Raw genomic sequence first — 18066 nt, 5'->3', positions numbered from 1 at the left:
GTGCCGCAGATGTGTCCATGCCGACACCCTGTCTCTCAGGTGTTACTGGTGCCCCAGTCGTCCTCACCACCTCCCGAGCCGTTGCGCTCACGCAGGGAGCGAACCCGGCCGGCCACGGAGTCCGGAACCCGGTCGCCGACCTTCTCGCTCACGGTGTGGAACGCCTTGCCGGCGAACTCCCGCCCCTGCAGCGCGGCGGACTCGGCGGTGTTGCGGACGGCGGGGTTCCGCGCGATCCGCTGCCCGGACTTCTTCAACTGTTCGTAGCGCTCGCGCCCGGCCCGTGTGCCCAGCACGTAACCCAGGGCCAGTCCGGCGACGAACGTGAGCCGGTAACGCATGACGGCCACCTTTCCTTGACGTGTGTCGTGTGTCGAGTGAGGAGCGACGGGCGGTGAGTGAGGCGACGGACGGGCGACGGCTGGTGGACGAGGGGTGCCGGGTGCACCGGGTGCGAGGCACGCGGAACCGATTGGCGGAGCACCCCCCTGCTTGCGCTAATGTATGTGTCGCAGCGACCGCACGCCCCCTGGCGAATACCCAGGGAGGTACGTTCGATGCAACGAGGCAATCCCCTGTAGCTCAATTGGCAGAGCAGCCGACTGTTAATCGGCAGGTTACTGGTTCAAGTCCAGTCGGGGGAGCTTCGATCTTCCGTAGCTCAATTGGCAGAGCAGCCGGCTGTTAACCGGCAGGTTACTGGTTCGAGTCCAGTCGGGAGAGCGCTTGAACGAGGACCCCGTTGGGGTCCTTTTTCATGCCCGGGGGAACCGCGCGATCCGCGCCGATGTCCTCATGGTCATGCGAAGTCGACCATCCGAAGCAGGAGATCGTATGAGCGGCTATGCTGCGGCAGACGGCGCGCACAAATGTGCGCGACGCGCCGTAATGGGGCGGTAGCTCAGCCGGTTAGAGCAGCGGACTCATAATCCGTCGGCCGTGGGTTCGAGTCCCACCCGCCCCACCTGCGCAGGTTTCTGACCTGCGGAAACGTTCATTTTGTCCTGTCGGGGTGTCAACTTTCCCTGAACGGACTGAATCCGCTGCTCGTGAGTTTGATGCCACGTTGGTCTGCTTCGGCTGATGACTCTCTGACCTGCATGGACGTGCAATCGCTGAGACGGGTTCTGCTCGGCTCTGCTGCGGCAAAGCATGTATTGAGGCCCTCCTGAGGCCGGAGGTGCCCGTGAAGTGCGCCGGATGCGTTGTCCGACAAGTCGTCTGCGGGTGACTCAGGGCGTTTTGTGTGACGGCCGGGGCCTGCGGCTTCCGGGCAGTAGGTCTGGCGAGGGTCCAAGGAAACTGCCCCAACAGGAAACGGCCCGGAACGCAGGTGTAGCGGCCTTAGCCTCGATCTTGCATGACGGTCCGTCGGTTTCTCCGGCGGGCCGTTTCTCTGTTGTCGGTTGGTCGTGGGCAGGTTGATGGCCCGGCTGTCGCGTCGGGGGGCGCCGGGTTCCACTGCTCCGGTGGGGTGATGCTGTCCGCCGGGTTGATCTTGCTACGTTCGCCTACAACTCAAACGTCAGCTGCCCGCCGTTTCGAGCGCGGTATGCCGGGTCTGGGCCCGGATGCGGGCGTGGTGGTTACAGTCGTAGTGCAGGTGGCAGCCCTGGCATGGCTTTGAGGTTGGCCGGGTGACAGTTCTCCGGCGTGTAGTCGAGGTGCGCGCTCTCGTCGTCAGGATGGCCCGCGAACCGGTGCCGTACACGGGCTGTCCGGGCCGGTTGGGACACCGGCCGGGGTGACTGCCGCGTCCGCACTCGCCTTCACACTCGCACCGCCAGCCGGCGCGTTCGTTGATGGCGTTGGAGATGTCCGGCCAGTCGGCGGGACAACGCTCGCGGTCCTAGGGACGGATCGGCACGTGGGGTCACCGTTCCGCAGCGTCGAGCTGGTGGGGGACGGCGGAGGCGCGCAGGTCTTGGAGGTCGGGGATGTGGTTGTAGAGGGTGCCCGGGGAGATGCCCAGCATTTTGGCGATCGAGGTGATGGAGCGGCCGGGGTCGGGCAGCAGGTCGCGGGCGGCGCGGATGACTTCCTCGGTAGCGACGGTGGGGCGCCCTCCGACCCGGCCGCGGGCGCGGGCAGCGGCCAGGCCCTCGCGAGTGCCCTGGACGATGAGTTCGCGGATGAACTCCGCCAGAGCGGCGAAGACGTGGAAGACGAGTCGGCCGCCGGGGGTGGTGGTGTCGAGGTTCTCGTGCAGCGAGGTGAAGCCGATCCCGCGCGTCCGGAGTTCGGCGACCATGTTGATGAGGTCCTGGAGGCTGCGGCCGTAGCGGTCGAGCGACGGGACGACGAGGGTGTCGCCAGCGTCGAGAAAGGCGTGGCACGCCTTCAATTCCGGGCGGAGGGCGTTCTTTCCGGACTTCTTGTCCGAGAAGATCTTCCGGCATCCGGCGGTGGTGAGGGCGTCGATCTGCCGGTCGAGCTTCTGTCCGCCGCTGGACACCCGGGCGTACCCGATCTTGATCTCGGTGCAGACAAGCGGTTCGGCAACGAGGAGTTCGGGGTGGCCGGACGGCTCCGGAGTGTCACTCATGACCCCGGATCATGTCAGAAAACGGTGGTCGAGGGTTCTTGAATGACCCAGGTTTTTGAAGGGTTTTTTGAAGAGGCTGCGGGGTGTGCGGACCCCCGCACGGTGATCTTCAGAAAACGTTCGTTTTTTGAAGGCGAGGCTCGTCGACCCGCATCGTCTTCTTTGTTGGATGGGAGTGTCGCAGTAAGGGCGGTTGGTGCGATGCCGGGCCCTCATCAGCACCCCGGGCGAGACTATGACGGCACGGTCGGCGGCAGCCCGGCGGGGACGCAATGGGTCATCCCGGTTTCTGATCGATCTCGGCGAGTTGCGCCTCCACCTGGTCTCCCAATTCGATCAGCAGGTCCATCTGCGCAGGGGTCACGTGGTCGATCAGCACATTGCGCACGTCAGCCAGGTGGAGCGGGGCGGCTGCCTCGACGAGGGTGCGGCCCTGTTCGGTGATGACCACGACGGCCCCTCGCTGGTCGGTCGCGCATCGCTCGCGGCGGATGAGGTTGCGGTTCTGCATGCGGGTCAGATGCTGCGACAGACGGCTCTTCTCCCATTGCAGCGCATCTCCGAGTGCGAACGACCGCAGGCGTCCCTCGGGCGCCTCAGACAGGTGCGCCAGCACCTGGTAGTCGGCGGTGGACAGCCCGCTGTGGGTGCGCAGCTGCCGCTCGATGTATTCGGACAGGCCGGCCTGCATCTTCATGAGGCTGCGCCAAGCCCGCTGTTCACGCTCGTCCAGCCATCGCGGTTCGTCCATGAAGCCCATCCTACCGCTTTGGTTGACATGTTAACCAGTCCGTCGTACGGTTTGGTTAACACCTCAACCAAATGGACTTGCGGAGGTCGGAGCCGCCTACAGAAACGCGGCGACGACAGGCCGGACGACGAAGCCGCTCTGCCGCCTCGACAGCCTTCAGCAATTACTGGAACAGGGAGCACTCATGTCTGCAGACACCCGCTACGCCATCGTGGGCACCGGAAACATCGGTTCGGCGCTGGCGCGTCTCTTCGCCCGGGCCGGAGTCGAGGTCAGCATCGCCAACACCCGCGGACCGGGCTCGATCAGCGAACTCGCCGCCTCCTGGGGTTCCACGGTCCGGGCCGTGACGCTCACCGAGGCACTGGCGAGCGACGTCATCTTCATGGCCATCCCGTTCGGCGCAGTCGAGACGTTCGGCAACGCCCTGCCCGACTGGAACGGGAAGATCGTCGTCGACACCACCAACGCGCACTACGCGCCCAACGCGGGCGACATCCTCAAGGGTCGGCTCTCCTCGCAGTACGCGGCCGAGGTCCTGCCCGGCGCCCAGATCGTGAAGGGCTTCAACCACCTTCCCGCCCAGACGCTCGCCGCCGAAGTGCCCTCCGGCCAGGGCAAGCGCGTGGTCTTCGTCTCCAGCGACTCCGGGGAGGCTAGCTCCCAGATCGCCGAGCTCGCCCGCACGCTCGGCCTGTCGCCGGTGGAACTCGGCAGGATCGACGAAGGCGGACGCCTCATCGAGGTTCCCGGCGCACTGGTGCTCAGGAACTTCACCGAACAGCCCCTCACCTGATCGGCCGCGTTCCGCCTTCCACAGGCGGTGCGGCCGGCGCCGACGAGCCGTCCTGCCTCAGCGTCTGCCGTCACCGGCCGCACCGCGGCGGCCGGCGCCCGGCCCGCGGCCGGGTTGCCGCGCAGCAGCGCTCTCCATCGATGAGACCGCACTTCAGCAACGCTCACGCGTGAGCAGCAAAACCCGCCGGCACACCCATCCTCCACGGATGCCGGTCCCTCACAGCTCGGGCGGTCCGAATCACTCTCCAGAAAGGCATGACCCGTGTTTGTCTTCGCCGCCGTACTGAGCGTTCTGCTCGCCGTTGTCGGGCTGGCCGCCGGACTACCGAAAGCCCTGCTCAAGGGCAGCATTCCAGCCCAGTTGCAGTCTCCCGGAGGCTTCAGCGCCCCGCTGGTCCGGTTCATCGGGCTGGCCGAGCTGGCCGCAGCCGCAGGGCTCATCGCCGGTCTCTTCTGGCAGCCCATCGGCGTTGCCGCCGCCCTGGGATTCGCAGTCCTGCTCGTCGGAGCCGTCGGCTTCCACGCCAAGTCCGGCGACTACGCCAACCCCGAGACCCGCGGCAACGCGATGGCACCCATCATCCTCACCGTCATCGCGATCGCTGCCGCCGCCACGCTCGTCCTCGCCTCCTGACCAGCGCCTGAATCCGAGGCGCCACAGCTCACCTTCCGCCCGGCAAACCCGCCGGGTGATCGCGAGACGCCCTCGCCACGCGGACCGTCACCGATCATCCGCATTCCCGACCACTGCTACACCTGAGGAACATCCCATGGCCACTCTTCTGCATCTCGATTCCTCGCTGTTTTCCGGCGACGCCTCCTCCTCCCGCGCCGTGACCGCCGCCTTCCGCCGGACCTGGCAGGAGCACCACCCCGAGGGCACGGTCATCTACCGTGACCTCGCCACGAACCCCGTACCGCACCTCACCGCCGACGCCCACACCGCCGGCCAGACCGACCCGGCCACGCACACCCCCGCCCAGGCCGCCGCCCTCGCCCACCGGCTGACGCTGATCGACGAGCTGGAGAACGCCGACGCCATACTGATCGGCGCTCCGATGTACAACTACTCGATTCCTTCGACCCTCAAGGCGTGGCTCGACAACATCGTCCTCGTCGGCCGCACCGCCGGCGTGGAAAGCTCCAGGCTCAAGGGCACCCCCGTCACCGTCGTCGCCAGCCGCGGCGGCTCCTACGCCCCGGGCACGCCCCGCGAGGGCTACGAATACGTGCAGAACTACCTCACGGCCGTTCTGGCCGACGCGCTCGCCCTGGACGTGAACTTCATCGTCCCGGAACTCACGATGGCCGTACACAACCCGGCGATGTCCCAGCTGATCCCCCTCTTCGAAGCCTCCCGCCAGCAGGCACTGGACGACGCAGCCTCCACGGCCAAGGCGATAGCCCACCGCATCGCCGCCTAGAAACAGCGCCCTCCGGACGGCGGCCGTGAAGCACGCTTCACGGCCGCCGTGGGCGAACTCCAGCGGGGACAGGCGGCTGGCTGCCCTCGAAGGAATTTCTCGCCCCGGAGGAGCTGGACGACGCGAACCGGCGAATCGGCGAGGCGGCCGGCGCTGCCGGGCGGGACCCGAGCCGGACCAACCGGGTCTACAACCTGGTCGGTGACCGTTCGACTACGCAGCGGGTCGACCTGCTGACGAGCTGGCCGGTCGAGCACGGCATGAACGGCTACATCTTCAGCGGCCCGGTCGACGAGTCCGCGCTGCGCCCCATCATCGAGAAGGTCGCGCCCGCCGTGCGCGAGGCAGTCGCAAAGGAGCATCGATGATGACACAGCCGCAGGCGGGAACTGTCGCCGGCCGCCAGATGATGCAGCAGCTGCTGATGGCGCATGCGCCGCTGCGCAGCGACGTCGCCGCCCTGCGCAAGGGGCTTGAGGTGCTCGATGCGGCGACCACACGCGCAGAGGACATTGAGGAGCTGCTAAGGGATCAGAAGCAGGACCGGCCAGGCTCATTCTCCCAGGCGGTCACCCCGAGCGCGATGTGCAACCGCAGCTCTCACCCTCAGATCCTTGGAGGACGTTGCTATCGTGGGATTGGGTAGTCCGGCTTCGAGAGGGATTCGCTGATGGAGCCATCCCACACCCGGATCCTGGTCGAGGCGGCCTACGCAGCCGGAGCCGGTGACCGGCGCGAGGCCGCGATGACGGTGCTGAGCCTGCTTGAGCCGGTGACCCATCACGACGCCGGCGCCCTCATGCTCTGGGACCCGATGGCCCGTGCGCACCGCGCACTCGCTGTGGTCGCCTACGGTGATGAAACGGTTGCCGCACTGGGTGACCGCTATGCGGCAAGTACCGAGAACCGGCTGGTCCGGGAGCGGCGCCTGCCGATGCGGATCGACGACGTGCCGGGCGACTACCGACGGTCCCCGATGTACCGAGAGGTGCTCGGACCTGCCGGCTTCGCAGACGGCATGACCACCTGCCTCTTCTCGGACAGCGGTGTGTACACGGGCATGCTGCACTTCTCCGCGGCGGGGCGCGGCGCGTTCCGTGATGATGCGGCCGAACTCCTCAAGGCCCTGGTGCCCGCGCTGGCGCGGATGTGCGACGTGGCTCGGCGGCAGACCACCGGATGCGCCATACCGCCGGGAGCGAACGCCACCCTGATCGACTACACCGGCCGTGCCTGGGCCGTCGAGTCGTGCGCCCCGGCGCTCGCGCCCACGCAGCCCGAGTTCACCGGCTTTCTGCGTCGCTTCATGGCCTCGGCGCAGGTTGCCGCGACCGGGCTGCAGGCGTCGAGCGAAGGGTGGCTCGCGCTGCAGGTCCTGAAGGTGGCCGATCCGCTGGGACGGCCGGAACCGGCCGCACTGGTGCAGGAGCTTCCGACGGTCGGCCTGCCCTATTCACTCTCGCCGCGCGAGTACGACATCCTGAACGGGATGGCGGCGGGGTTCTCGAACCAGCAGCTGGCATCGCAGCGAGACGTCTCCCTGCGCACGGTGACCACGCACGTGGAGCGGATCCTCCACAAGATGGAGCAGCCGTCGCGAGCCGGCGCGGTGGCGTCGGCGCTGCGCGACGGGATTCTCAGCTTGAACCGCTGACCGCCGCTGTCGGTAGGAATGCGTATTGAGGCGCAAGGTGGCCGAGCGCCATATTCGAGGTGAAGACAAGCCCGCGCTGTAGGCGGTCCTCACCCGCCGAGCCGGCTGTTGCCGACCCCGCGTCTTCCCCTGCTGTCGCCGCTCACGGCACCGACAGCCGACCGGGGCTCGTTCATCCCTCAGGAGGCCCGGCCATGAACGTTCCAGAAGCTCGCCAAACAGTGCCCGAAAGACCTGGCGGCGCGGACGACCACCGCGACCGGCTGCACGAGCTCGGTTATGAGCAGGAGCTCGCCCGCACGCTCAGCCTGGCCGACGTCGTCATTTACGGCCTGATCTACATGGTGCCGCTCGCCCCCGTCGCGGTGTTCGGCATCGTCTACAACATGTCCGCCGGCGCCGTCGCCGCGGTGTACGTGGTGGCCGCCATCGCGATGCTGTTCAGTGCCATCAGCTACAAGGAGATGGCAGTCCGGTTCCCGGTCGCCGGCTCCGTGTACAGCTACGTGCGGCTAGGCAGCAACCGCTTCCTCGGGTTCGTCTCCGGGTGGGCCATCCTGCTCGACTACCTGCTGCTGCCCGCGCTGCTGTGCGTCTTCGCGGCCAGCGCGATGACCGGAGTGGTCTCCTGGGTGCCCGCCTGGATCTGGGTGGTGATCTTCGTCGCCGCGACCGCCCTGATCAACATCATGGGCATCAGCGTCACCGCGACGATGAACAAGATCTTCCTCTACATCCAGCTGGTCGTGCTGGCCGTGTTCCTGGTCTGGGCGGCCGTGCTCCTCCTCCAGGGTCGGGCCCATCTGTCGCTCAGCCCGTTCGTCCCCGCCGACGGCGGCTCCTGGTCCCTGGTCCTCGGTGCAGTTCCGGTCGCCGCGCTGAGTTTCATCGGGTTCGACGCGATCTCGACACTGAACGAGGAAGCCGAGGGCGGGGGCAGGACCGTCTCCAAGGCCACCATGATTGTCCTCTACCAGGTGACCGCGCTGTTCGTCGTACAGGTCTTCGTGGCGGGCATCCTGGTCCCGAGCGGGACGGAATTCGCCGACGGTGACCCGGTCAACAACGCCTTCTACAACGTGGTGGGCACGGCCATGGCGGGCTGGTTCAAGACGGTCCTCCTGCTGACCGCTGCCCTGATCGCGATCTTCGCCAACACCATCGCCTCCAACGCCACCTCCGCCCGCCTGGTCTTCAGCATGGCCCGCGACGGGCAGCTGCCGAAGTTCCTGTCGCGGGTCAGCGACAGACACCAGGTCCCCCTCAACGCGATGATCTTCATCGCAGTCCTGTCGGTGGGGGTCGGCATCCTCGGAGTGGAGCAGTCGGGACTGCTGACCACCCTGGTGACCTTCGGCGCGATCACCGCGTACGTCCTCCTCCACGTCAGCGTCTTCACCCACTTCGTCGTCCGAGGCGGCAGCTGCCGCTTCTTTGTCCACTGGGTCTCCCCGATCCTCGGCGGCGCACTCCTCCTGGTCGCGCTGTGGAACGCGGACTCCAACGCCAAGATCGTCGGCTCGTGCTGGCTCGTCATCGGCCTCGGCGTGGCGGCGTACTTCAAGCTCACCGGCCGTTCGCTCGCCAGCTCCGACGCCTGACCGCGCTCCCGCACACCGCCGGGCAGCACTCGGCATCGGCCCGAGACACCGTCGCCTGAGGCACAGTCCCCAGCCGCCGCCCGGCGCTCGCGAGCCCCTTCAACATGAGAGAGGCACCCTCCCGTGAGCCCATCGCCCTTGCCCCGCCGCACCGCAACGGTGTCCCAGCAGCAAGAGGTGCACTGATGCGCACCAGTGCAGACCGCTCATCCGAGCTGCTCGAAGTGTTCCGTCTGCGCAGCGAAGAACGCCTGCGCAAGGAGTGCACCGACGAGGTCGTCGCTGCCCATGACGCGGCTCCGCTGGGACTGCACGACGACCGCACTCAACGCGTGCTGCGGGCGCTGCGCAGCCTGCCCGTCTCGGGCAAGCACATCATCTTCTCCGAAGGACCCGACGGCCCCTGGCGCGTGGCGCAGATCGCCCTGGGCATGCCGGGCAACCTGCTCCTGACCGAGCAGTCCTTCGAGGACTACGAAGACGCCATGCGGCACATCTTCACCGCGCGCCGTGCGCAACTGCTGCAGAACTAGTAAGAAACGAGGAGCTCATGGCACTCTCGAGCGGCCGCACGACGACCCAGAACGTCTTCGGCTACACCGATCGCTTCTCCGCCCGCCCCGGCGAGCAACTGTCGTTCCACATCAGCTGTGAAGGCCCACCGGCCTACGACGCCGCCCTGGTGCGCCTGCGACACGGCTACGACGGGCAGGCGGGGCCGGGCTTCCTGGAGGACGAAGTCCCCTCCGCCATCGACGGGACGTATCCGGGGCAGTACCACACCTGCCAGCCTGGCTCGTACGTCGAAGTCCCCGACCCAAAGGGCCTGCTGGCGAACCCTGACGCGCTGGTCATCCGCGCCGCCGTCTTCCCGACCCTTCCGCGCGACAACCGCTCGGGGAGCCTGGGCGCCTATCGGGTCAGCCAGAGCTCGGTCGGCTTCACCGGCGAGCGCCAGGCGGTCATGGGTACCTGGGACGCGGCGACCATGACCGGCTGGGCCCTGCTGCTCGATGACGGCAAGCCGTCCTTCGTATGGAGCGAGGGCGGTCAGCGGCGGACCCTCACCCTGGAACAGGAGCTGACGGCCCACCAGTGGTACCGGCTCGAGGTCGAACTGCCACGGTCGGCGGGGCAGATCACCCTGCGGCAGGCCCCGCTGGACCACTGCGCGGACCGGGTGGCCCCGGCCGCCGCAGCCGCCGTACCCGAGCAGGCGAGCGCAACCGCCTCGGCGGTCTGGACGGCTTCCTCGATGCCGTTCCGTATCGGCGCGCTGGCTCGCAGAGCCGATGACCGGCTGCTCGCGGCAACCGCGTTCAACGGGAAGATCGGTGGCATCCGTATCGAACGGGCCATCGACGACGTCTCCACGGCGCGCGAGCCGGTGGCTGCCTGGCACTTCGGCCGTAGTCGGCGCCCCGACGGGCTGCTGCTGTGGGATGTGGTCGACGAGGGGCCTCACATGCTGCACGGCCGCTGCGTCAACGCGCCCGTCCGGGGCGTCACCGGGCCCGAGTTCCAAGGTGTCGTGGAGGACTTCCGGCTTGCGCCCGACGAGTTCGACGCCATCCACTTCCACGACGACGACATCGCTGATGCTCAGTGGCCTGCGGCGTTCACCTTCGAGGTGCCCGAGGACCTGCCCAGTGGCGTCTACGCGGTGCGGCTGCGGGCCGAGGGCATCGAGCAGCACGTGCCCTTCCTCGTTGGGCCGGGCCGTCGGCGCAAGGACGTCGCTGTCCTGTTCCCCACGGCGACCTACTTGGCGTATGCCAACGACCGGATCGCGTTCGAGGCGGACGGCATGGAGATGCTCCTCGGGCACACGCCCATCGTCCACAAGGAAGACCTGGTCCTGCAGGACCACCCCGAGTTCGGCCGCTCCCTGTACGAAATCCACAACGACGGGTCCGGCGTGGTGTTCGGGAGCGTCCGCCGCCCGCTGATCAGCCTGCAGCCGCGTTACCGCGCCTCGTTCATGAGCGAAGGCCCCTGGGGTCTGCCCGCCGACCTGTCCCTCGTGCACTGGCTGGAGACCGCTGAGTGCGAGTTCGACGCCCTCACCGACGAGGATCTCGATCGGGAAGGCCATGACCTGCTGCGCGACTACCGTGTCGTGATCACCGGAAGCCACCCCGAATACGTCACGCGGCGCGAGCTCGACGCCCTCGAGGAGTTCACCGCGAACGGCGGCCGGCTGATGTACCTGGGCGGCAACGGATTCTTCGCGACCGTCTCCTACGACCCCGACGCCCCGCACCTGATGGAACTGCGCCGGGCCGACGGCGGCACCCGCCCCCACCAGTCACCCTTCGCCGAACGCCGCCACACCACCTCGGGCGAGGCCAGTGGCCTGTGGCGCAACAAGGGCAAAGCACCACAGCGTCTGGTGGGAGTCGGCATGGTGGCCCAGGGCTTCGACCGCTGCACCTACTACGAGCGCCTTGCGGACAGCCAGGATCCGCGGGCGGCCTTCATCTTCGAAGGCGTCGGCGAGAACGAGCTCCTGGGCGACTTCGGCATCATCGGCGGCGCGGCCGGTGCCGAGATCGACTGCTGGAACCCGGCGCTCGGCTCGCCGCCCGGAACCCTGGTCCTGGCCACCTCCGGACCGTTCTCCGACAACTACCTGCTGGTGACCGAGGAGATCTTCGAAATGCTCCCGGGGATGGGCGGAACCGAGCAGCCGGCGGTCCGCGCGGACATGGTCTACTGCGCGCTGGAGGGCGGCGGCGGATTCTTCTCGGTCGGATCCATCGCCTGGACCGGGTCGCTGTCCCACAACGGGTACGACAACAACATCGCGAAGATCACCGGCAACGTGCTGCGGCGCTTCCGCGACGAGAAGCCGCTGGACTAGGCCACCCCCTGTTGCCCAAGGCGAGCAGCTCTGCCGGCGGAGCAGCTCGCCTTACGCCATCCGGCTGCGCAGACCGGCACTTGGCCCAGGGGCGTAGTCCCCGCTCTGCGGCGGCTTCCGCGCACCCCGGTACCCGGCACCGAGTCGGTGCCCGATCGGAGTCGGGGCACGTGGGAATTCACGGCACTGGCACCTGGTCCATGTCGGCACCGTGCTGGTGCTGCTGCTGTCCTCATCCCTGTCCACGTGGCCCAGCGGCTGCCGTCCGACATCACCCTCGACAACCGGACCCGAAATAACACGCGAGGAACCACCTATGTGCCAACTGGAGACCCAGTGACCACCGTTCTGCGCACGCTGCGAAACTACATCGGCGGCGAGTCCCTGGACGCCGCCGACGGGCAGACCATCGAGATCGTCAACCCGGTGACTGGCGAGTCCTACGCGACCTCGCCGCTGTCCGGCCGGGAGGACGTCGACGCCGCCATGGGCGCCGCCGCGGCCGCGTTCCCGGCGTGGCGCGACACCACCCCGGCCGAGCGACAGCGCCTGCTACTGAAGATCGCGGACGCTTTCGAGGCGAGGACCGGGGAACTCGTCGCCGTCGAGTCCGAGAACACCGGCAAGCCCCTGGAGCTGACGGCGAGCGAAGAGGTGCCACCGATGGTGGACCAGATCCGCTTTTTCGCCGGCGCCGCGCGCCTGCTCGAGGGCCGATCGGCCGGTGAGTACATGGACGGCATGACCTCCATCGTCAGGCGTGAGCCCGTCGGGGTCTGCGCGCAGGTCGCACCGTGGAACTACCCGATGCTGATGGCGGTCTGGAAGTTCGCCCCGGCGCTGGCCGCGGGCAACACCGTGGTCCTGAAGCCGTCGGACACCACCCCGGCCTCCACCCTGCTGATGGCCGCGATCATTGGGTCCATCCTTCCCAAGGGCGTTTTCAACGTCATCTGCGGTGACCGCGACACCGGGCGCCTGATGGTCGAACACCCCACTCCGGCGATGGCCTCCATCACCGGCTCCGTACGGGCTGGCAAGCAAGTCGCCGGGTCCGCGGCCAAAGACGTCAAGCGCGTCCACCTGGAGTTGGGCGGCAAGGCCCCCGTCGTCGTCTTCGCCGACGCTGACATAACCCAGGCCGTCGAGGGCATCTCGGTGGCCGGTTTCTTCAACGCCGGCCAGGACTGCACGGCCGCGACCCGCGTCCTCGTACAGGAGTCGGTCCACGACGAGTTCGTGACGGCGCTGGCGAGGGCCGCCACAGGCACGAAGACCGGTCGGCCCGACGATCCGGATGTGCTGTATGGACCGCTCAATAATGCCAACCAGCTCACGCAGGTCTCCGGCTTCATCGAGCGGCTGCCCGCCCACGCCAAGATCGAGGCAGGCGGCCACCGCGTCGGCGAGAAGGGCTACTTCTACGCCCCCACCGTCGTCTCCGGCCTCAAGCAGGACGACGAGATCATCCAGAACGAGGTGTTCGGCCCGGTCATCACCGTCCAGTCCTTCACGGACGAGGAGCAGGCCGTGGAGTGGGCCAACGGCGTGGACTACGCCCTGGCCTCGTCGGTGTGGACCAAGGACCACGCACGCGCGATGCGCATGTCCAAGAAGCTGGACTTCGGCTGCGTGTGGATCAACACCCACATCCCACTGGTCGCCGAGATGCCCCACGGCGGCTTCAAACAATCCGGCTACGGCAAGGATCTGTCCGCGTACGGCTTCGAGGACTACACCCGTATCAAGCACGTCATGACGTCACTGGACGCGTGACGCTCGCGCCGACGCCAGTGCCAGTGGGATCGCCCCGCAGGGGCCCCGACATCCGCCCGAAGTGAGGAAGGGATCCGCTGCGGAGGAGTTCGAGAACCCCTCTGAACTGGAGCAGTATCCGGGGAGTCGGGTTCTCCTCGTCCATCCTGGACGCGTTCGGGACGCAAGGATAGAAGCAGACCGATCTCCAGCCAGATCTGGTTCGGGGAGAAGTCGTGCAGGGGGAGGTTGCGCAGGCCGGTGGCACGGGCGTTGCGGATGCGGTCCTCACAGCGGGCGCGCGGACGGTGGCTCAGTTTGAGGCCGGCATCGCCCCGGGGATGTTGGTAGCAACAGGCGAAACGCATACGCTTGGCTGCAGCGGCACCCCGTCGAAGCGGCCGAGCTGGACGCGGACTGATTCCGGTCCTGTAGCTCGGGCTCTGTGTATACGCGTTGCTCGGTGAAAGTGCTCCCAGAGGCTCCGCCCTGGCGCCCTGGGGTGGAGTCTCTGTGCGTTGGAAGGGGAATCCGCTGCGGGCGAGTTCGAGGCGCACTTCTGAGCTGGGGCGATCGTCTCGGAATCCGGTTGGGCTGTCCTCCAGGACGCGTTCTGGACGCAGGTTGGACACAAGGATCGGAAAGACTGAGAGCGTTGTGGTGAACCGCGCTGCTGATCGATGACCTGTGCGTTTCTCCATTCGGTGGTTCTGCCGGGCAGCCAGCTGACGCATGGTGTTTCGTCTACTGGTTGGTTTGCTTGGTGTTGGGTCGCCGCCGCCCGCGGGTAGTGCGCGGTCCGGCAAAACAATGCGGCCGGAAGTGTTACCCGGCCGCCGCGCAGCCGTCACCTATACATCGAGGCGGACCGGGCGCGCGCGGGCGCCCGGCCGGTGAGCGAAGGAGTGCGGATGCGGGTTGCAGAGCGGGACGGGCGTGCAGATCAGGACTTGGTGGTGGCGGCGCAGGGCGGGGACCGCCAAGCCCTGGACGAGTTGATGGCCGCGTATCTGCCGCTGGTCTACAACATCGTCGGGCGGGCGCTGGACGGACACGTCGATGTGGACGACGTGGTCCAGGAGACGCTGATGCGCGCGGTGGACCGGATCGGGGATTTGCGCGACCCTACGGCGTTCCGAGCCTGGGTGGTGGCGATCGCGGTGCGCCAGGTGCGCGACCGGTGGCGGCGCCACCAGACGCAGCCCTCGGCGGCGCACGGCTGGGGCTTCGAGCTCGCGCCGGACGCGGCCGATCCCGGCGCGGACTTCGTGGACCTGACGATCCTTCAACTGGAGCTGTCGGGCCAGAGGCGCGAGACGGCTCTGGCGACGCGCTGGCTGGAGGAGGGTGACCGCGAACTGCTGGCGCTGTGGTGGCTGGAGGCGGCGGGCGAGCTGGACCGGGCGGAGCTGGCCGGGGCGCTGGGCATCGAGCCGGGACACGCGGCGGTGCGGGTGCAGCGGCTCAAGGCCAGGCTGGACGCCGCCCGCACGGTGGTGCGGGCGCTGGACGCCGCGCCCCGGTGCGCTGAGCTCTCCCAGATAGCGACCCGGTGGGACGGGTGGGCGGCCCCGTCGTGGCGCAAGCAGTTCGCGCGGCACGTACGCGAATGCGTAGCCTGCGTCGCGTCCTGGCAGGACCTGGTGCCCGCCGAGCGGCTGCTGGCGGGCTCGGCCCTGGTACCGGTACCCGCACTGCTCGCGGCCACATGGCTGCGGCACGCCCTGCCCCCGTCCGCGCCGAGCGCGCAGGCCGCCGCGGCGAAAGGGGTCGCGGGGAAAGGCAAGGCCGCGAAGCGGTTGCGCCACGGCAGCCACGGCAGCAGATCGGGCGGGCTGGCCGCGCACGTGTCCGCGAAACTCGTCGCGGCCGCGGTAGCTGCCGCCGTAGCCGTCGGCGCGGGCGTCGTCTACGCGGCCACCAGCCACCAGCCACAGGGTTCCCCTTCCGCCACGGCGGGGGCGCCGGGCGCTGCGGATGTCGCGGCGACCGTGGCGAGCGGTTCGGCCTCAGCCTCGGTGAGCGCGTCGGCGTCGGTGAGCGCGTCGGCGTCGGCGAGCGCCAAGGCAGCAGCGTCGTCGGCGTCGTCTCCTGCGGCCGATGGCGCCAGCTCGACGATACGTTTCATGGGCAAGAGCACGGTGTTGATCGGAAGAATATCGAATGATAAACCTTCGGTTGCCGCACCATTCGACGCTCAGTACCAATACGTCGTCAGTCCGCCTGCACCGTCGAGCAACGTGTACACGGCGAAGTCCTGCCCGAATGGGACGAACTGGTGGGGATGCGTATGGGGTGGGCGCGGAGGGCTCGTCCCCCATATGCAAGCCCGCGCTGCACAGGCCACCTATAAGGGTCAACCGCATCCGCAGACGATGATGTGGTCGTGGTTTGAACTCCCCCACCTCACCCCCAATGCGACGTGGCAGGACGAGGTGAAGGCGGTCAACCGGGTCGACCTCCTCACCAGGTACCTGAACGACTACCGTTTCTTCGTCCAGAAGATCGGCACCTCGCACGACATGATCGATCTCGAAGCTGATTTCTGGGGATTCGCCCGAGGGATGGGCGATGTGAACAAGGTCCCGGCGCAGGTGACTGCGGCGGCTCCGCACGAATGCGGAAATCAGGCGAACACTGTGGCGGGTCTGGCCCGCTGCCTGATCTCAATGACCCGCAAGTACGCTCCTAACGCGACCGTCGGCCTGCACCTCACCTGCTGGGACTGGCCGGGCAACGAGAAGAAATGCGCCAAGGATTACGTGGCCCTCGGGGCAAAAAATGCGGACTTCCTGGTCGGGGAGGTCGAAGCTGTGGACGCCGGCCTCAATGCCTTGCCGGAGAATGGCGGACACAACTCATTCTGGAGCGAAAAGAAGTGGACCGCGCAGCTCGCGTATTGGAAGACGATGGCGGACGCGTCCGGCAAACCGATCGTGGTCTGGCAGATCCCGGTCGGCAACATGCGACAGAACAACACCCCGTACCACTACAAGGACGACAAGGTGGACTGGCTGTTCTCGCACATGGACCAGGTCGCGAGCGCCCATGTCGCGGCTCTGATGTTCGGCCAAGGATCGGACAAGTCGACCACGATTGAAACCGACGGCGGCAACCTGTTCGCGAAGACGATCGCCTACCGAAACTCGGGTGGCACGCCGCTCAAATAGCGTGAGAAGGCTGCTGCCTTCACGGTCGGCATGTCGTTCAGCACGATCGGCCCGGTCCTGCGCGGCGTGATCCTGGCCGCCCGCGGGACGTCGGTGACGTCCGCGAGCTGCTGCCGTCGATGATGTCGGGTAGCCGGAGCACATTGCTGTGCCCCGGCTACCCGACCGTGGGCAATGTGAGCAAGGTCCAGGCGCAGGTGACTGCTGCGGCCCCGAACGACTGCGCAAATCAGGCGAACAGTGTGGCGGGTCTGGCCCACTGCCTGATCGCAATGACCCGCAAGTACGCTCCTCACGCGGCCGTCGGTATGCACCTCACCTGCTGGGACTGGCAGGGCAACACGCAGGCCTGCGCCAAGGATTACGCGATCCTCGGGGCGCAGAACGCCGACTTCCTGGTCGCCGACGTGTCGGACCGCGACGCGGGCTGGTACGCCGAGCCGGCGCACGGGAGCCGCGACATGTTCTGGACGGACCAGAAGGCCGCCGCCGAGCTGGGGGTCTGGAAGACGATGGCCGAGTCCGTGGGCAAGCCGGTGGTCCTGTGGCAGATCCCTGTGGGCAACATGGCGCAGAACAACACCCTCAACCACTACCAGGACGACAAGGTGGACTGGCTCTTCGCGCACATGGACCAGGTGGCGAACGCGCACATCGCCGGCCTGCTGTTCGGCGCGGGGCAGCAGGAACTGTGAGCGGTCGCGCAATTCGGCTCTGTCGACGATCTTGTGATGCTGTCCGGCTGAGCTGGGCATCTACTGGGTGTGCGGTTCAGGGGTTTTGGGGCGATTGCTGCCGCATTTAGCTGGTGTGGTCGTGGAGTCCGTCGAGCGGGTGGCCGGGGCGGTCACGTTTCGTACATCATGCCGGACGCTCCCAGCGAGATGTACGTCCTGTGCGATGCCTTCCTGGCGGGTGCACGGGCGATACCGGCGCCGCCTCGTTGACGCACCCATCGGTGCGGCCCCCGTTGTGATCGAGTTCTCGGTGCGGCGCTTCAAGTGCGTCAACTCCCGTTGCCCGGCGGTGACATTCGTCGTGCAGATTCAAGGGCTGACCAGCCCGCACGCCCGCTACACCCCACTGCTTCGAACGGTGCTCACCTCGATCGCCCTGACGCTGGCGAGCCGTCCCGGGGCGCGTCTTGCCGGCGCGTTGAGCATCAGCGTTGCGAAGGACACCCTCCTGCATCTCCTTCGCGCTGTCCTCAAGTCGCCTCCGGCCCAGGTCAGAGTGCTGGGCGTGGACGATTTCGCTTTACGCAAGGGCGATTCGTACGCCACCATCCTCATCGACCTGGAGGCCCGCCGGCCGCTCGATGTGCTGCCCGGCCGGGACGCCGCACCGCTGGCCGACTGGCTGCGCGGTCACCCCGAGGTGGAGATCATCTGCCGGGACCGGTCCGGCGCCTACGCCGAGGGCGCCCGTACCGGCGCCCCGCAGGAGACGCAGATCGCGGACGGGTGGCATCTGTGGCGGAACCTTGCCGAGGCCCTGGAGAGGAC

The 18066-nt window shown here is 67.6% G+C and carries 14 protein-coding genes, 3 tRNA genes and 1 pseudogene; 15 read left to right on the top strand and 3 right to left on the bottom strand.

Annotation, left to right across the window (positions count from 1 at the left end):
• Positions 1 to 35 precede the first annotated feature (35 nt).
• Complete coding sequence (locus OG241_RS18395) at positions 36 to 341, bottom strand: YtxH domain-containing protein (RefSeq protein ID WP_405816571.1); 306 nt, start codon at positions 339 to 341, stop codon at positions 36 to 38.
• Positions 342 to 571: 230 nt separating this feature from the next.
• On the opposite strand from OG241_RS18395, the gene OG241_RS18390 reads away from it, so the two are divergent.
• From OG241_RS18390 to OG241_RS18380, 3 genes are all read left to right on the top strand, one after another.
• Positions 572 to 644, top strand: a tRNA-Asn gene (locus OG241_RS18390).
• Between the two features lie 6 nt (positions 645 to 650).
• Positions 651 to 723, top strand: a tRNA-Asn gene (locus OG241_RS18385).
• Between the two features lie 167 nt (positions 724 to 890).
• Positions 891 to 964: transfer RNA gene (locus OG241_RS18380), tRNA-Ile, on the top strand.
• A gap of 909 nt (positions 965 to 1873) precedes the next feature.
• Here the strand turns inward: OG241_RS18380 and OG241_RS18375 are convergent.
• Together OG241_RS18375 and OG241_RS18370 are read right to left on the bottom strand one after the other, a co-directional pair.
• Positions 1874 to 2545, bottom strand: coding sequence for a recombinase family protein (locus OG241_RS18375; RefSeq protein ID WP_143606564.1), 672 nt, complete (start codon positions 2543 to 2545; stop codon positions 1874 to 1876).
• 277 nt (positions 2546 to 2822) lie between these two features.
• A complete protein-coding gene (locus OG241_RS18370) occupies positions 2823 to 3296 on the bottom strand; it encodes a MarR family winged helix-turn-helix transcriptional regulator (protein WP_057582258.1) in 474 nt (157 codons plus the stop codon).
• Between the two features lie 184 nt (positions 3297 to 3480).
• Between OG241_RS18370 and OG241_RS18365 the strand changes: the two genes are divergently transcribed.
• The 12 genes and pseudogenes from OG241_RS18365 to OG241_RS18310 form a co-directional block, all read left to right on the top strand.
• On the top strand, positions 3481 to 4092 hold the full coding sequence (locus tag OG241_RS18365; protein WP_057582124.1) for an NADPH-dependent F420 reductase: 612 nt from the start codon (positions 3481 to 3483) through the stop codon (positions 4090 to 4092).
• A gap of 264 nt (positions 4093 to 4356) precedes the next feature.
• Positions 4357 to 4728, top strand: coding sequence for a DoxX family protein (locus OG241_RS18360; RefSeq protein ID WP_057582123.1), 372 nt, complete (start codon positions 4357 to 4359; stop codon positions 4726 to 4728).
• Positions 4729 to 4864: 136 nt separating this feature from the next.
• Positions 4865 to 5518 carry an FMN-dependent NADH-azoreductase gene (locus OG241_RS18355; protein WP_181649890.1) on the top strand — a complete coding sequence of 218 codons (654 nt, stop codon included), beginning with the start codon at positions 4865 to 4867 and terminating at the stop codon, positions 5516 to 5518.
• Between the two features lie 364 nt (positions 5519 to 5882).
• The gene (locus OG241_RS18350) at positions 5883 to 6164 is read left to right on the top strand and encodes a hypothetical protein (RefSeq protein WP_328976306.1); all 282 of its coding nucleotides are present in this window, start codon (positions 5883 to 5885) and stop codon (positions 6162 to 6164) included.
• Between the two features lie 99 nt (positions 6165 to 6263).
• Positions 6264 to 7172 carry a LuxR C-terminal-related transcriptional regulator gene (locus tag OG241_RS18345; RefSeq protein ID WP_405816570.1) on the top strand — a complete coding sequence of 303 codons (909 nt, stop codon included), beginning with the start codon at positions 6264 to 6266 and terminating at the stop codon, positions 7170 to 7172.
• Between the two features lie 221 nt (positions 7173 to 7393).
• Complete coding sequence (locus OG241_RS18340) at positions 7394 to 8773, top strand: APC family permease (RefSeq protein ID WP_405816568.1); 1380 nt, start codon at positions 7394 to 7396, stop codon at positions 8771 to 8773.
• A gap of 185 nt (positions 8774 to 8958) precedes the next feature.
• Positions 8959 to 9306: a hypothetical protein gene (locus OG241_RS18335; protein WP_328976303.1), complete on the top strand. Its 348-nt coding sequence runs from the start codon at positions 8959 to 8961 to the stop codon at positions 9304 to 9306.
• 17 nt (positions 9307 to 9323) lie between these two features.
• Positions 9324 to 11636 carry a N,N-dimethylformamidase beta subunit family domain-containing protein gene (locus tag OG241_RS18330; RefSeq protein WP_405816566.1) on the top strand — a complete coding sequence of 771 codons (2313 nt, stop codon included), beginning with the start codon at positions 9324 to 9326 and terminating at the stop codon, positions 11634 to 11636.
• Positions 11637 to 11972: 336 nt separating this feature from the next.
• Positions 11973 to 13412, top strand: a complete 1440-nt coding sequence (locus tag OG241_RS18325; RefSeq protein ID WP_405816565.1) for a gamma-aminobutyraldehyde dehydrogenase — start codon at positions 11973 to 11975, stop codon at positions 13410 to 13412.
• Positions 13413 to 14302: 890 nt separating this feature from the next.
• Positions 14303 to 16561, top strand: coding sequence for an RNA polymerase sigma factor (locus OG241_RS18320; RefSeq protein WP_405816564.1), 2259 nt, complete (start codon positions 14303 to 14305; stop codon positions 16559 to 16561).
• A 176-nt stretch (positions 16562 to 16737) separates the two neighbouring features.
• On the top strand, positions 16738 to 17256 hold the full coding sequence (locus OG241_RS18315; RefSeq protein WP_405816562.1) for a hypothetical protein: 519 nt from the start codon (positions 16738 to 16740) through the stop codon (positions 17254 to 17256).
• Positions 17257 to 17323: 67 nt separating this feature from the next.
• Positions 17324 to 18019, top strand: a pseudogene (locus OG241_RS18310) (ISL3 family transposase); the annotation flags it as partial.
• Between the last annotated feature and the right edge of the window lie 47 nt (positions 18020 to 18066).

Origin of the sequence: Streptomyces sp. NBC_01390 (genome assembly GCF_045040105.1) — a bacterium.
GTDB lineage: Bacteria > Actinomycetota > Actinomycetes > Streptomycetales > Streptomycetaceae > Streptomyces.
The sequence above is the reverse complement of the archived record's forward strand: the minus strand, read 5'-3'. Positions and strand labels throughout refer to the sequence as shown.

Coding starts and splice junctions, on each gene's coding strand:
- OG241_RS18335 (WP_328976303.1), top strand. CDS start 8,959: ATGCGCACCAGTGCAGACCGCTCATCCGAGCTGCTCGAAGTGTTCCGT.
- OG241_RS18355 (WP_181649890.1), top strand. CDS start 4,865: ATGGCCACTCTTCTGCATCTCGATTCCTCGCTGTTTTCCGGCGACGCC.
- OG241_RS18395 (WP_405816571.1), bottom strand. CDS start 341: ATGCGTTACCGGCTCACGTTCGTCGCCGGACTGGCCCTGGGTTACGTG.
- OG241_RS18350 (WP_328976306.1), top strand. CDS start 5,883: ATGATGACACAGCCGCAGGCGGGAACTGTCGCCGGCCGCCAGATGATG.
- OG241_RS18345 (WP_405816570.1), top strand. CDS start 6,264: ATGACGGTGCTGAGCCTGCTTGAGCCGGTGACCCATCACGACGCCGGC.
- OG241_RS18365 (WP_057582124.1), top strand. CDS start 3,481: ATGTCTGCAGACACCCGCTACGCCATCGTGGGCACCGGAAACATCGGT.
- OG241_RS18320 (WP_405816564.1), top strand. CDS start 14,303: ATGCGGGTTGCAGAGCGGGACGGGCGTGCAGATCAGGACTTGGTGGTG.
- OG241_RS18370 (WP_057582258.1), bottom strand. CDS start 3,296: ATGGACGAACCGCGATGGCTGGACGAGCGTGAACAGCGGGCTTGGCGC.
- OG241_RS18375 (WP_143606564.1), bottom strand. CDS start 2,545: ATGAGTGACACTCCGGAGCCGTCCGGCCACCCCGAACTCCTCGTTGCC.
- OG241_RS18330 (WP_405816566.1), top strand. CDS start 9,324: ATGGCACTCTCGAGCGGCCGCACGACGACCCAGAACGTCTTCGGCTAC.